Origin of the sequence: Flavobacterium sp. (genome assembly GCF_044348915.1) — a bacterium.
Lineage (GTDB): Bacteria > Bacteroidota > Bacteroidia > Flavobacteriales > Flavobacteriaceae > Flavobacterium.
Map to the genome: position 1 here is coordinate 1 of NZ_JBIKRX010000072.1, position 14249 is coordinate 14249.

The window sequence follows — 14249 nt, forward strand, 5'->3', positions numbered from 1 at the left end:
TACCTCGTAGATCGAAATGAGATTACAAACTATATTTCAAAACAAATTCATAACAATATGTAAATTCCAAAATTGAAATCCCAAAATCCAATCCTTCTTTTTGGAATTTGAAGTTTAAAATTTGGTTTTTTTTTATTCTAAAAATTTATGGACTTACAAGAACAACTCAAAAACTTATTTCCAGACCATATCGAATCGGAACCCGAAGATATTCCACAAGAAGATCACGTCCTTTTCATTCAAAAAGAACCGATGATTTGCAAATTCGAAAAACGAAAAGGAAAAGCCACAACCATTATCGAAGGCTACGAAGGAACCGACGAAGATTTTAAAATTCTTGCCAAAGAAATTAAAACCAAACTGAGTGTTGGCGGAACTTTCAAAGACGATTCCATCATTATTCAAGGTGACTATCGCGATAAAATAATGCAAATCCTTAAAGACAAAGGCTTCAAAGTAAAACGAGTTGGAGGATAGAATCAGTTTGCAGTATTCAGTTTTTAGTGTTCAGCAAATTAACATTAAACCTTTAAACTTTACACCATCTAAACAAAATCACTAATGATACAATCATCAGAATTGATACTTAATCCAGACGGAAGCGTGTATCACCTCAATTTACTGCCCGAAAATATCGCCAATGATATCATTTTTGTAGGCGATCAAAACCGTGTCGAAAAAATCACCCAATTTTTTGACAGTATTGAGTTTTCAACTCAAAAAAGAGAATTCAAAACTCAAACGGGGCTTTTCAAAGGCAAACGAATCACGGTGATGTCGACCGGAATTGGTCCAGACAATATCGATATTGTGATGAACGAACTGGATGCCTTAGTCAACATCGATTTGAAAACCAGAACTCCAAAAGAAACCTTAACTTCCTTAAATATCATCCGAATTGGGACTTCAGGTTCCTTACAAGCCGATATTCCAGTAGATAGTTTTGTGATGGGGAAATTTGGTCTCGGTTTAGACAATATGCTCCGCTCCTATTTGATCGACGACATCACCGAAATACCAATGGAAGACGCTTTTATCAAGCACACCAATTGGGATCTAACGAAAGGTCGTCCTTATATAATAGCTTGTTCTGAAAAACTTGAAAAAAGAATGGATAGCGACCGAATTTTCAAAGGAATTACAGGAACTGCGGGCGGATTTTATGGTCCACAGGGAAGAGTTTTACGTTTGAATATTCAGGACGAAAACCTTAATTCTAAAATGGATAGTTTTAGTTTCAATGGCACTCGAATGACGAATCTCGAAATGGAAACAAGCGCCATTTATGGTTTGGGAAAACTTCTTGGACATAATTGTTTGTCCTTAAACGCCATAATTGCTAATCGTGCCAACGGTACCTTTAGCTCAGATCCCTACAAAGCGGTTGATGAATTGATTGCGTATACTTTAGGGAAATTAGCGGAGTAACTTACTTTAACTTAAGACAAAATTGACATTTAGATTTACCAGACATACTAATGATTTAGAACGACTAAGTGCCTTTTACATCAAAATTTTAGGAATGGAAATTCTTGGTGGCTTTCAAAATCATACTGATTATGATGGTCTTTTTATTGGCAAAACGAATGAAAACTGGCATTTAGAATTCACAAAGTCGAATGAAATTGTTCAGTTCAATTTCGGAGATGAAGATGTTTTGGTTTTTTATCGCAACACAAGGTTAGAATATGAAAGTATTTTAGACCAGATAAATAAGTATTCCATAATAATCATTGAGGCCAAAAACCCCTACTGGAATGAAAATGGAAAAAAGGTTCTTGACCCCGACGGTTATCGAATTGTCATCTCGGATTTAAAAATAAAATTATGAATCTCATCCTGGAAACCGACAGACTAATTCTTCGCGAACTAAAACAATCTGATGCAGAAGCTTTCTTTGCAATGGACAGCAATCCAAAGGTGCACGAATATTTGTGGAATAAACCGGTACAAACCATCGAAGAAACTATCGAAGTTATCGAATTTGTTAGAAAACAATACCTTGAAAATGGCATTGGAAGATTTGCCATAACTTCCAAGGAAACCAATGAATTTATAGGTTGGGCAGGATTGAAATACAATACAGAGCCTGTCAACAACAAAACTAATTTCTACGATATCGGTTATCGATTGGACGAGAAATTTTGGGGAAAAGGTATTGCGACAGAAGCAAGCTTTGCTTGGCTAAAGTATGCTTTCGAGACTATGAATATCAAAACGATCGAAGCTGCGGCTCATTCTGAAAACACAGCTTCCAATAAAATTCTCCAGAAAATTGGAATGCAAATGACCGAAACCTATCTCGAAGATAGTGTTTCATGGAATTGGTACTCGTTGGAAAATAGCAAGTAATTAAAATCTATTTCTTCAAGTTTTTAGCATACAATTGTCTGCCTAATTCTGCCAAAAAAGGCAAACCTACTGTGTCGTATTCATAAGTATCATCATTGAAAACGCCATCTTTATTGACCAATAGCGAAGCCGAAACCATAAACTCAACCTTGTTTTCAGTATCGACAATGTAGGCACAATCAATCAAAGTTCCGTAAGCATTCCCCACTTTATTATAAATTTTTATGTTAGCAGGAATGTTTTCTTTGGTATCTCCAAACATAAAAAACTTACAATATCCATCATAATACTCTGTAGGATTATATCCAGCGTTTTTAGGTAGATTTTGCATCGAAAACAAAATAAATTCTCGGTCTTTTGGGGTCAAATTAAACCGTTCTGATTCTTTGAATGCTTCTGGAAACACAATTCTTTTCAATGTATTATGCAAAGTTTCCAAAGGATAATAATTCTTTTTCGAAAAATCAAAAGGCTCTTTGACCAACTTGTCATCATCCATATACCCTTTCCCTTTTTTAAGATTATTCATCTGCAAAGGAACACTTGGCTTGTTCTGAATTTCAGGAAGATTGACAACTGTTTTGTCGTCTTTGTATAATGTAATTGATTTAGTTATTGGGTTTCCTGCATCGGGCGTGCTAACTCTATTCGAAATTCTGAACGGCGACAAACCCTTGGTTTTCATACTTTCATTTAAATAATCGAAACCGATAAACTCAAACAAATTATTACTTGCTTCATTATTGCTCACGGCAAAAACTTTCGAAATTTCTTCCGAGAATCTAAGCTTTTCAGGTTTTCCTGCTATTGAATATTGAGTGTCTTTTGAAGTGTTTTCAACGGTATTTAGTTTTTCTAAAGCCAAAATTGCAATTGGGAATTTAACCGTACTAGCAGGATAATAATAATTATTGGCATTCAAACGATAAGTATAATCTTTGAAACTAACCTGATTGTTTTTATCTCTAATTATCTGCGTGTAAATAATTTGCAATTCGAATTCATCAGGATTGGTCATCACATTTTTGATTTTCGGATTATCCAGTGCCAATGTTTCGGTTAGAACATTTTTTTTGGTCGACGAACATCCAAATTCCATAAAAACTACTATTAAAACAAAAAAATTTCTAAAAACTCTCATATTCAACATTTTACTATTATTGGTTCGAATTCCAGTCTATCGGACGAATTCCTTTATCGCTCAAATATAAGTTAATTTTACTAAAATGTCTATTCCCGAACCATTTTCCTTGATTGGCACTCATTGGCGATGGATGACCTGATTCTAAAACTAAATGTTTGGTTCTGTCAATTTTAGATCCTTTTCTCTGCGCAAAACTCCCCCAAAGCAAGAACACCACATTTTCTTTTTGGTCCGAAATTTTTTGGATTACTGCATCAGTAAATATACTCCAATCCAAATGTTTATGGCTATTCGGACTGTCTTTTCGAACCGTAAGAGAAGCATTCAAAAGCAAAATCCCTTGCTTTGCCCAATGCTCTAAATTACCTGAATTCGGAAAGAAAATAGTTCCCAAATCATCATTCATCTCCCTAAAAATATTCCGTAAAGAAGGCGGAATTTTGATTCCATCATTCACTGAAAAACACAATCCATTCGCTTCATTTGTCCCGTGATACGGGTCTTGACCAATAATTACAACTTTCAAATCTTGGAAAGAACAATAATCAAAAGCAGCGAAAATCAAATCTTTTGGAGGAAAACAAATATGATTCTGGTATTCTTCGTCAACTGACTTCATCAAATCCGAAAAATAGGGTTTCTTGATCTCGTTAGATAAGATAAATTGCCAAGAAGGATTAAAGTTGAGTTGCATACATGTTATTTATAACACAAAGATACACTAAGAATTCACAGAGTTTTAAAAAAATGATTTGCAAAAAAACTTAGAAAAACTTTTCATCAAAGCTTAATAATCTCCTCGGAATAAGATTATGATTCTCCTTGAAATAATCCTATTTTTGTATTATAAAGAATTCAAGAAATAAATGATATCCATTACAGAAAAAACGCTTCAAGATTTACAATTCCCAACTGTTCTAGAGACGATTTCGAACATTTGCAATACCGATATAGGCAAGGAAAAAGCGTTAGAGATTACACCTTTTCGAGACAAAGAAACCTTGATGAACGCCTTGATGCAAACCTCGGAGTATGTTTCGTCTTTTCAAAATAACAATGCGATTCCCAATCACGGTTTTGATGCAATTACTTATGAAATCAAATTTTTAGGAATTGAAGATAGCTTTCTTGAAGTGGGCGGTTTTAGAAAAATAGCAACCATTTCGGATACCACGAATTTTATGTTGACTTACTTCAAAAAATTCGACGATTATTATCCCTACCTAAATAAAAAAGCATCTGAAATCGAAATCACCAAAGACATCAGTAGGTTAATCGATGTTGTGGTTGATAAATATGGCGAAATAAAGGATAACGCTTCACCCGATTTATTGAATATTCGACGGGATATGAACGTGGTTCGAGGCAAAGTCAACCAAAGTTTTGGTATGGCGTTGACTCAATATAATTCTCTAGGCTACTTAGACGACATCCGCGAAAGTTTTGTTCAAAATCGTAGAGTTTTAGCCGTTTTAGCTATGTATCGCCGAAAAGTAAAAGGCTCTATTTTAGGAAGTTCAAAAACAGGCAGTATCGCTTATATCGAACCTGAAACTACCTTGAAATATTCCCGAGAATTGAGCAATCTAGAATACGAGGAAAAAGAAGAAATCACTCGTATTCTGAAACAATTATCCAATCAAATTCGGCCTTTTTTGCCTTTGCTGATACAGTATCAGGATTTCTTAAGCGACATCGATGTGATTGCCGCTAAAGCAAAATACGCCAACAGAATCAATGGAATTCTGCCAAATATTACCGAAGATAGACGATTATTCTTTAGAGATGCCTATCATCCTATTTTGTATTTGAACAACAAACAGAAAAACGAAATTACCCATCCTCAAACCTTCGAATTAAACCAAGAAAAGAGAATCATTGTCATTTCTGGTCCAAATGCTGGAGGAAAAACCATATCCTTGAAAACCGTGGGATTATTGCAATTGATGCTACAATCTGGGATGTTGATTCCCGTTCACGAACGCAGCGAAACCTTTCTGTTCGATAGGATATTGACCGACATTGGAGACAATCAATCTATTGAAAATCATTTGAGTACCTACAGCTACCGACTAAAAAACATGAACTACTTCTTGAAAAAATGCAACAAGAAAACCATGTTCTTGATTGATGAATTCGGTACAGGCTCTGATCCTGAATTAGGAGGTGCTTTGGCGGAAATTTTCTTAGAAGAATTCTACCATCGAGAAGCTTTCGGTATTATAACGACGCATTATTCCAATCTTAAAATCTTGGCTAACGAATTACCTTTTGCCATCAATGCAAATATGCTTTTTGACGAAAAAACATTAGAACCCTTGTATAAATTGGTTTTAGGTCAAGCGGGAAGTTCCTTCACCTTTGAAGTGGCTCTGAAAAACGGAATTCCTTTTAGTTTAATCAATCGCGCGAAGAAGAAAATCGAAGTCGGAAAAGTACGTTTTGATAAAACTATTGCCACACTTCAAAAGGAACGTTCGAAATTGGAAAAAACTTCAATCAATTTGAAAGAGGAAGAAACCAAAGCGCGTGAGGAAAGCAAAAAGATGGAAAACATCAATGTAAAAATCAAACAGAAACTGGAAAGCTATCAGGAATTATACGACAGCAACCAAAAAACGATTTACATTGGACAAAAAATAGAATCAATAGCCGAAAGTTATTTCAACAACAAAAACAAGAAAAATTTGATTGGTGAGTTTTTGAAAATCATCGAAATCGAAAATTCCAAACGCATAAAAGCAACTCCAAAAGAAGCTAAAGCAATTATTGAGAAGAAAAAGGAGATTGTTAAAGAAGTTACAGTTGTAGTCGAAGAAATTAGAAAGGAAAAGAAAGAAAAAAAACTGAAACCTATCATTGAAAAACCAAAACCTATTCTAAAACTAGGCGACCGAGTTAGAATGCAAGACGGAAAAGCAGTTGGAACTATCGATGCTATAGAAAAAAACAAGGCCACTGTCAATTATGGGATATTCACTTCGAAAGTAAGTTTGGATCAGTTGGAATTTGTGGAAACGGGTAAGAAATAGTGGTTGGTATGTCATTGCGAGGAACGAAGCAATCCCACTAACATTTGCAAAAGATTGAGCATCAAATTGAATTGATTCCTACTCGAAGTATAAACCTAAAATAATGAAACCAGGATTTATTTATATCATTACTAATAAATATCAAACTGTAGTTTACGTTGGGGTTACATCCAACCTCCCACAAAGAATTTTAGAACACAAGAAAAAAAAGCATCCAAATTCCTTTTCAGCACGATATAATGTAAACATATTGGTCTATTACGAGCAATTCCAATGGATTGGCGATGCCATTGCCAGAGAAAAACAAATCAAAGCAGGATCAAGAGAAGCTAAAAACGATTTAATTCGTTCTTTGAATCCTACTTGGAAAGATTTATTTGAAGAAATCAAAGATATAATGACCGACTGAAAATAATTTTAAAACCAGGAATAAATTTGAGCAACATATGCGATTGCTTCGTTCCTCGCAATGACCTATAAAAAAGATGGAGAACCTACCCCAAGATAAAAAAATAATCCTCTTTGATGGCGTTTGCAATTTATGCGATTCGGCGGTGCAATTTGTGATTCGACACGACAAAAAAGATGTGTTCCGATTTGTAGCTTTACAATCAGAATTAGGACAGAATATTTTAAAGCACATTGGAATCGATCCAAAATACATTGATAGTGTCATCTTATATGAGCCTGGGGTTGCCTACCATTATAAATCGGCAGCAGCGCTTGAAATAGCAAAAAATCTGGGTGGATTTTGGCATTTGGGTACGTTGTTCAGAATTATTCCAAGCGGGATAAGTAACCAAGTCTACGATTACATTGCCAAAAACCGCTACAAATGGTATGGCAAAAAGGATAGTTGTATGGTGCCAAGCCCTGAATTAGAATCAAAAGTTTTATAAAAAATTCCAATTATGACATTTATCATATTTAATATTGTTTAATACTACTAAATTTGACCAATCTTAAAATATTAATTATGGGAAGAATACCTTTATATTCGTGGGGAAACGGGTCATTTATAATGATTTTTGTTTTTGGTTTAGTAATAATTGGTTTAATTGCAGCCGTTTACTTCATGATGAATTCCGATAAGAAAAAGAAATAAGATTTAATGCAAAAAAAAGAGGATATCCCAATAAGGTATCCTCTTTTTATATTTAATAGAATCAAAATCTCTAATTAATTTCGAATCAATTTTCTGTATTTAATTCGCTTAGGGGTTAAGTCACCACCCAAACGTTTCTTTTTGTTTTCTTCATATTCCGAAAAACCTCCCTCGAAATAATACACTTCAGAATCACCTTCGAAAGCTAGAATGTGAGTACAAATTCTATCCAAAAACCATCTATCATGCGAAATTACAACGGCACAACCAGCAAAGTTTTCTAAACCTTCTTCCAAAGCTCTTAGTGTGTTTACATCCAAATCGTTGGTCGGCTCATCTAACAAAAGTACGTTACCTTCTTCTTTCAATGTCATCGCCAAGTGCAAACGGTTTCTTTCACCACCAGAAAGCATCGACACTTTCTTGTTTTGTTCTCCACCACCAAAATTAAATCGAGATAAATATGCACGAGAATTAACTTGTCTTCCGCCCATCATAATTAATTCCTGTCCATCGGCAAAGTTTTCCCAAATCGATTTATTAGGATCAATATTCGAATGGGATTGATCTACATAAGCAATTTTCACTGTGTCACCAACCAAAAATTCTCCACTATCGGTTTTTTGCTCGCCCATAATCATCTTGAAAATAGTCGATTTACCCGCACCGTTTGGCCCAATAATTCCAACAATTCCTGCCTGTGGCAAGGTGAAATTCAAATTATCATATAATAATTTTTCACCGAAAGCTTTGGCCACATTCTTGGCTTCAATAACATTGGTTCCCAATCTTGGACCATTTGGAATATAAATTTCTAATTTTTCGTCCAATTGTTTTTGGTCTTCGTTTAAAAGTTTGTCATAGTTCTGCAAACGCGCTTTTTGCTTCGTTTGACGACCTTTGGCTCCTTGGCGAACCCAGTCCAATTCACGTTCTAAGTTTTTTCTACGCTTTGAAGCCACTTTTTCTTCTTGTGCCATTCTATTGGATTTTTGCTCCAACCAAGACGAATAATTCCCTTTCCAAGGAATACCTTCTCCTCTATCCAACTCCAAAATCCAACCTGCCACATTATCCAAGAAATACCTGTCGTGCGTTACCGCGATAACAGTTCCAGCATATTGTGCTAAATGTTGCTCTAACCAAAGTACCGATTCCGCATCCAAGTGATTCGTTGGCTCATCCAAAAGCAATACATCAGGTTGTTGCAACAACAAGCGACATAAAGCCACACGACGACGCTCACCACCCGACAAATTTTTGATTGGTGTATCACCATCTGGAGTACGCAAAGCATCCATTGCAATTTCAAGTTTTGTATCGATTTCCCAAGCACCAAGAGCATCAATTTTGTCTTGTAAAGCCGCCTGGCGATCCATCAACTTGTCCATTTTATCGGCATCTTCGTAATTTTCAGGAAGACCAAATAAATCGTTTATTTTATTGTATTCATCCAAAACTGCCATTGTTTCGGCAACTCCTTCTTGAACAATTTCAAGAACCGTTTTTGTTTCGTCTAATTGCGGATCTTGTTCTAAATAACCCACGGTATAACCTGGTTGAAAAACTACATCCCCTTGATAGTTTTTATCTACTCCTGCAATAATCTTCAAAAGTGAAGATTTTCCAGAACCATTAAGACCTAAAATTCCAATTTTTGCTCCGTAAAAGAAACTCAAATAAATATTCTTAAGAACAGGTTTGTCTGCTCCTTGATAGGTCTTACTCAATTTTTGCATTGAGAAAATTACTTTTTTATCGTCTGCCATAGTATTGTTTGTTGTTTATTGTTAATAGTTTATTGTCTGTATAAAAAAAATGAATCTGGTCCAAAAAGAACTGAACACTTTTTTAAGAATTAAAACTGAACACTGAACACTTATTAAACCCTTCCTTTCAGCGAGTTAAAAACCCAAGCATTCGCAAAAAACCCTAAGCCAACGGCTGCAAATCCCCAACCGGCTACGTCATCATATCTAAAAGCGCCTAGGCCGATCAATAACAATCCCATTAAAACCATTATCAAAGTCGCCCATCCTAAAATGGTGTTTTTATTCATTCCCATAATTAAATTTGTATTGTTTTTTAAGAAGTGCAAATATCGTAAATTTTCAATGCTAATTAAATATTTTAAAAAGCATTTCTTTTAATAAATCAGATTGAGGCAAAGCATTGGCACCTACACCTTTGCTTTTCACATCAACATCACGTAATGAAGAAACTATTTGACTGACCTTTTTCATTGGAAAATTCCTCAGCGCCACATCATAATCCTTCAAAAAAAACGGACTTACACCGAGCACAGCAGCAACATTTTTGGGGTTTCTGTCTTTTAGTCCATGGTATTTCAGTAGTTTGACATAAAAGCCAAACACCGTACTTGTGGTCACTACTAAAGGATTTGCTTTGGGATTATCAGAAAAATATTGAGCAATTTGGTAAGCCTTCAATTGATTTTTAGAACCTAAGGCATTCAACAATTCAAAATTATTGAAATCTTTGCTGAAGCCAATGTTCTCCTCAATGTGTTTAGGTGTAATTGTGCTGCCTTTCGGCAAAATGATTTGCAGTTTTTCTAATTCATTGTTGATTTTGCTCAAGTCATTACCAAGAAATTCAACCAACATAGCATTGGCTTTGGGTTCAATCGAATAATTTTTCCCAGACAAAACACGCTTTATCCAATCGCCAACTTGGTTTTCGTACATTTTTTTACTTTCGTAAACGACACCATTTTTGGTCAAATGCTTGGTCACTTTTTTACGTTTATCCAGCGTTTTATTTCGATAACAAAAAACCAGAACTGTGGATGGCATAGGGTTTTCGGCATAAGTCTCGAGTTTGTCAATGGTTTTAGCCAAATCTTGAGCTTCCTTCACAATCACCACTTGAAGTTCCGACATCATTGGATAGCGTTTGGCTGTCGAAATCACATCTTCGATAGTCACATCCCGCCCGTACAAAACCGTTTGATTGAAGCCTTTCTCGTCCTCAGTCAGGATATTCTGTTCCATATAATCGGATAATTTATCTATATAATAGGTCTCCTCACCCATCAAAAAATAAATCGGTTTGATGTTACCCGCTTTGATGTCATTGACTATTTTTACTACTTCTTCCATTTTCAGATTGCTTCGCCAGTTCGCCCTTTGGGCTCGTGTGCAGATTATAGATTGCAGATTTCAGATTTGAAAACTGTAATCTTTCAACTTATTTAATACTTTTGCTTTATGCAGCAACTCAATTTTCCTTCCTATTCTTTTCGTTTCAAAAATAGCGAAAATAAAGTGTCTATTTTCGACGAAATTAGGAAAAAATTTATCATTCTCACTCCCGAGGAATGGGTTCGTCAGCACGTGGTTCGGTTTTTATTGGAAGAAAAAAAGTATCCTAAATCATTAATCAATGTTGAAAAAGTGCTCAATGTGAATGGATTGCGAAAAAGATACGATATTGTCGTTTTCAATCCTGATGGCTCGATCTTGATTTTGGTAGAATGCAAAGCTCCGGAAATCAAAACAGCCCAATCCACCTTCGACCAAATTGCTCGTTATAATTTGACTTTAAAAGCACAATTTTTAATGGTAACTAATGGGCTGAATCATTACTTTTGTCAAATGGATTTTTTGAATGAAAAGTATGTTTTTCTCAAAGAACTTCCAGATTTTGAAACTATGAATCCTAAACTTCCGTCTTGAAAATAGCAGTAGTAATCCTCAATTGGAATGGAGCAAAATTGTTAGAACAGTTTTTGCCTTCCATTATAAAATATTCACCTGAAGCCAACATCTATGTGGCCGATAATTCCTCGACCGATGATTCTATTTCTTGCGTACAAGCGAATTTTCCAACGGTGAAAATTGTGGTAAACGAAAGTAATTTTGGCTTTGCTCAAGGCTATAATGAAGCTTTAAAACATATTGATGCCGAGATTTATGCTTTAGTAAACTCTGATATAGAGGTGACTGAGAATTGGTTAAAACCAATCTTAGCAACCTTTGAAAACGAACCTAAAACAGCCATTATCCAACCAAAAATTTTAGACTTTAAGCGCAAAGAATACTTCGAATACGCTGGGGCTGCCGGCGGATTTATGGATAAATATGCCTATATGTTTTGCCGAGGGCGATTGTTCGATACTTTAGAAAAAGACCAAGGCCAATACGAAGATCATTGCGAAATCTTTTGGGCGTCTGGGGCTTGTTTTTTTATCCGAAGTTCGGTTTACAAGAAACTTGAAGGTTTCGATGCCGATTTTTTTGCCCATCAAGAAGAAATAGATTTGTGTTGGCGGGCTTTCAACAAAGGGCATATCATCAAATACAATTCGGAATCAGTGGTGTATCACGTGGGTGGAGCGACCTTGCAACAAGGAAATCCGATGAAAACCTTTTTGAATTTCAGAAATTCATTGCTGATGATGGTCAAAAATTTACCTAAGAGAAAATTGTTTCCTGTGCTTTTTGTCCGCCTTATTTTAGACGGAATTGCTGGTATTCAATTTCTTAGTCAAGGGAAATTCAAGCACTTATTTGCTGTATTAAAAGCTCATTTTGCTTTTTATTGGCTTTTGCCAAAAAATTATAAAAAAAGAGATCGTTTTCAATCAGACAGCTACTTCATCACTAAAAGTATTGTTTATCTCTATTTTATAAAGAAAGTGAAAGTATTTAACAATATTTTAGGTACTAAATAAAATATAAAGACTAAATTTGTAAAACACAATTAATTAAAATTTTAACATTTATGAAAAAAGTTGTAATTGCCTTATCATTAGTAATGCTTTTATCTTCCTGTGTTTCTAACAAGAAATATGCTGCCTTAGAAGCGAAAAACAAAGAAACACAAGATTTATTGAATACTTGTACCGTAAAATTAAATTCATGCTTAGAAGAAAAAGCGGGACTTAAAGCGACTGTCGATGGATTAAAAGATCAAAATCAAAATTTGATTGCACAATCTAAAGATATGACTGTATTGACAAAACAAGGAGCTCAAAACATTGAAAAAGCTTTGGAGTCAATCAAGGAAAAAGATTTGAAAATTAGCAGAATGCAAGACGCTTTAACTAAAAAAGACAGTGTAACTCTTGCTGTTGTTACAAGTTTGAAATCCGTAGTTGGATTGAACGACGAGGATATCGAAATCAACGTTGAAAAAGGAGTGGTTTTTATCTCTATTTCTGATAAAATGTTGTTTAAAAGCGGTAGCTATAATGTAACAGACAAAGCGAAAGGTGTTCTAGAAAAAGTAGCCAAAGTAGTAAATGACAAACCCGATTTTGAATGTATGGTAGAAGGCCACACGGATAATGTTCCTTTTAACGGTAAAGGTGACTTAATTGACAACTGGGATTTAAGTGTGAAGCGTTCTACATCAATTATTCGTGTATTGTCCGAGCAGTTGAGTGTTAATCCTGCCCAATTGATCGCTGCTGGTAGAAGTTCATTTGTGCCTTTAGTAGCCAATGATACCGCTGAAAATAGAGCGAAAAACAGAAGAACTCGCATCTATGTACTGCCTAAAATCGACCAATTCTATGAAATGGTGGAGAAAGAAATGAAGAAACCTCAACAATAATTAGTGTTCTATGAACAGTTTTTAAGTGTTCAGTAAATAAGCAAAAACGTCTTGAGAAATCGGGACGTTTTTTATTTGGTCCATTCTAAAAAGAGTTTGGTTCTTGATCGCCTTAACAATAAACTCGAAATCATTTATCTCTGGAACTTGAATCAATAATTGAGCTTTGGACGTATAGCCAGATGCCAACTGAACACTAAAAACTGACCACTGAACACTTCTTAAAGTATATCCAAACTCCCCTTACCCTCTCTAACTACTTCAGGTTCGTAGCCGGATAAGTCAATAATAGTAGAACCAATATTGTCGCCATAACCACCATCGATAACCATATCGACAAGGTTTTGCCATTTTTCGAAAATGAGTTCTGGATCGGTGGTATATTCAATCACTTCGTCTTCATCACGAATGGAAGTAGAAACAATGGGATTTCCCAACATTTTTACAATTTCCAAGACAATAGAATTATCAGGTATACGAATTCCGACGGTAGTTTTCTTTTTGAATTCTTTCGGAAGCTTATTATTTCCTGGCAAAATAAAAGTATAAGGTCCAGGCAAAGCCCTTTTTAATATCTTGAAAGTAGCCGTGTCTATTTGCTTCACATAATCGGACAGATTACTCAAATCATAACAAATAAAAGAGAAATTGGCTTTGTCTAACTTCACTCCTTTTATTCGCGCAATACGTTCCAAAGCCTTGGTATTGGTAATATCGCAACCCAAACCATAAACGGTGTCGGTTGGATAAATTACCAAACCGCCATCTTGTAATACTTTTACGACTCTGGCAATAGCTGCCTCGTTGGGCTTGTCTTCGTATATTTTTATGAATTGTGACATTTCTTTTAGTTTAAAGTTTAAATTGTTTAAAAGTTTAAAGTTGTGTTGGGTTAAACAATTTTAAACCACTATTTAGTCATTCCTTAAGAACCCACTTTTTGAGTTTTTAGATTTTTTACCAAAAATACATCTGCAAAAATAAGCAGTAAAAATTCGAGCCAAAGAACAATTTGCTCTTTGATTTGGTTGAATCG

17 protein-coding genes are annotated in these 14249 nt (G+C 35.1%); 11 read left to right on the forward strand and 6 right to left on the reverse strand.

The genetic code is table 11. From position 1 onward, the window contains the following. Window positions 1-147 precede the first annotated feature (147 nt). From ACIQ1E_RS11200 to ACIQ1E_RS11215, 4 genes are all read left to right on the forward strand, one after another. On the forward strand, window positions 148-477 hold the full coding sequence (locus tag ACIQ1E_RS11200) for a translation initiation factor (RefSeq protein WP_396171392.1): 330 nt from the start codon (window positions 148-150) through the stop codon (window positions 475-477). A gap of 84 nt (window positions 478-561) precedes the next feature. Next, the gene (locus ACIQ1E_RS11205; RefSeq protein ID WP_396171393.1) at window positions 562-1428 is read left to right on the forward strand and encodes a nucleoside phosphorylase; all 867 of its coding nucleotides are present in this window, start codon (window positions 562-564) and stop codon (window positions 1426-1428) included. A gap of 22 nt (window positions 1429-1450) precedes the next feature. After that, a complete protein-coding gene (locus ACIQ1E_RS11210) occupies window positions 1451-1831 on the forward strand; it encodes a VOC family protein (protein WP_396171394.1) in 381 nt (126 codons plus the stop codon). After that, window positions 1828-2352 carry a GNAT family N-acetyltransferase gene (locus tag ACIQ1E_RS11215; RefSeq protein ID WP_396171395.1) on the forward strand — a complete coding sequence of 175 codons (525 nt, stop codon included), beginning with the start codon at window positions 1828-1830 and terminating at the stop codon, window positions 2350-2352. Before ACIQ1E_RS11210 ends, ACIQ1E_RS11215 begins: the two co-directional genes overlap by 4 nt. Window positions 2353-2359: 7 nt before the next feature. Here ACIQ1E_RS11215 and ACIQ1E_RS11220 read toward each other — a convergent pair whose 3' ends face one another. After that, complete coding sequence (locus ACIQ1E_RS11220) at window positions 2360-3493, reverse strand: serine hydrolase (RefSeq protein ID WP_396171396.1); 1134 nt, start codon at window positions 3491-3493, stop codon at window positions 2360-2362. 16 nt (window positions 3494-3509) lie between these two features. Continuing rightward, window positions 3510-4190 carry a uracil-DNA glycosylase gene (ung, locus tag ACIQ1E_RS11225; RefSeq protein ID WP_396171397.1) on the reverse strand — a complete coding sequence of 227 codons (681 nt, stop codon included), beginning with the start codon at window positions 4188-4190 and terminating at the stop codon, window positions 3510-3512. A 172-nt stretch (window positions 4191-4362) separates the two neighbouring features. Between ung and ACIQ1E_RS11230 the strand changes: the two genes are divergently transcribed. The 4 genes from ACIQ1E_RS11230 (at window position 4363) to ACIQ1E_RS11245 (ending at window position 7633) form a co-directional block, all read left to right on the forward strand. Further along, window positions 4363-6528: a DNA mismatch repair protein MutS gene (locus ACIQ1E_RS11230; protein ID WP_396171398.1), complete on the forward strand. Its 2166-nt coding sequence runs from the start codon at window positions 4363-4365 to the stop codon at window positions 6526-6528. Between the two features lie 103 nt (window positions 6529-6631). After that, window positions 6632-6937, forward strand: coding sequence for a GIY-YIG nuclease family protein (locus ACIQ1E_RS11235; protein WP_396171399.1), 306 nt, complete (start codon window positions 6632-6634; stop codon window positions 6935-6937). Window positions 6938-7013: 76 nt separating this feature from the next. Continuing rightward, window positions 7014-7427, forward strand: a complete 414-nt coding sequence (locus ACIQ1E_RS11240; protein WP_396171400.1) for a thiol-disulfide oxidoreductase DCC family protein — start codon at window positions 7014-7016, stop codon at window positions 7425-7427. A gap of 77 nt (window positions 7428-7504) precedes the next feature. After that, window positions 7505-7633, forward strand: coding sequence for a hypothetical protein (locus ACIQ1E_RS11245; protein ID WP_396171401.1), 129 nt, complete (start codon window positions 7505-7507; stop codon window positions 7631-7633). Window positions 7634-7707: 74 nt separating this feature from the next. Here ACIQ1E_RS11245 and ettA read toward each other — a convergent pair whose 3' ends face one another. The 3 genes from ettA to holA all read right to left on the reverse strand — a co-directional run bounded on the left by ettA (window position 7708) and on the right by holA (window position 10755). After that, window positions 7708-9402 carry an energy-dependent translational throttle protein EttA gene (gene ettA, locus ACIQ1E_RS11250; RefSeq protein WP_396171402.1) on the reverse strand — a complete coding sequence of 565 codons (1695 nt, stop codon included), beginning with the start codon at window positions 9400-9402 and terminating at the stop codon, window positions 7708-7710. A 113-nt stretch (window positions 9403-9515) separates the two neighbouring features. Then, window positions 9516-9698 carry a CAL67264 family membrane protein gene (locus ACIQ1E_RS11255; RefSeq protein ID WP_396171403.1) on the reverse strand — a complete coding sequence of 61 codons (183 nt, stop codon included), beginning with the start codon at window positions 9696-9698 and terminating at the stop codon, window positions 9516-9518. 52 nt (window positions 9699-9750) lie between these two features. Beyond that, entirely contained in the window at window positions 9751-10755 is a 1005-nt protein-coding gene (gene holA / locus ACIQ1E_RS11260) for a DNA polymerase III subunit delta (RefSeq protein ID WP_396171404.1), read from the reverse strand. 108 nt (window positions 10756-10863) lie between these two features. Between holA and ACIQ1E_RS11265 the strand changes: the two genes are divergently transcribed. Genes ACIQ1E_RS11265 through ACIQ1E_RS11275 form a run of 3 tightly spaced genes read left to right on the forward strand, consistent with a single transcriptional unit; the run spans window position 10864 to window position 13213 of the window. Further along, the gene (locus ACIQ1E_RS11265; protein WP_396171405.1) at window positions 10864-11331 is read left to right on the forward strand and encodes a type I restriction enzyme HsdR N-terminal domain-containing protein; all 468 of its coding nucleotides are present in this window, start codon (window positions 10864-10866) and stop codon (window positions 11329-11331) included. Then, complete coding sequence (locus ACIQ1E_RS11270; RefSeq protein WP_396171406.1) at window positions 11328-12329, forward strand: glycosyltransferase family 2 protein; 1002 nt, start codon at window positions 11328-11330, stop codon at window positions 12327-12329. Before ACIQ1E_RS11265 ends, ACIQ1E_RS11270 begins: the two co-directional genes overlap by 4 nt. A gap of 50 nt (window positions 12330-12379) precedes the next feature. Further along, the gene (locus ACIQ1E_RS11275; protein ID WP_396171407.1) at window positions 12380-13213 is read left to right on the forward strand and encodes a flagellar motor protein MotB; all 834 of its coding nucleotides are present in this window, start codon (window positions 12380-12382) and stop codon (window positions 13211-13213) included. A gap of 221 nt (window positions 13214-13434) precedes the next feature. Here the strand turns inward: ACIQ1E_RS11275 and ACIQ1E_RS11280 are convergent, their stop codons facing one another. Continuing rightward, a complete protein-coding gene (locus ACIQ1E_RS11280) occupies window positions 13435-14055 on the reverse strand; it encodes an L-threonylcarbamoyladenylate synthase (protein ID WP_396171408.1) in 621 nt (206 codons plus the stop codon). Between the last annotated feature and the right edge of the window lie 194 nt (window positions 14056-14249).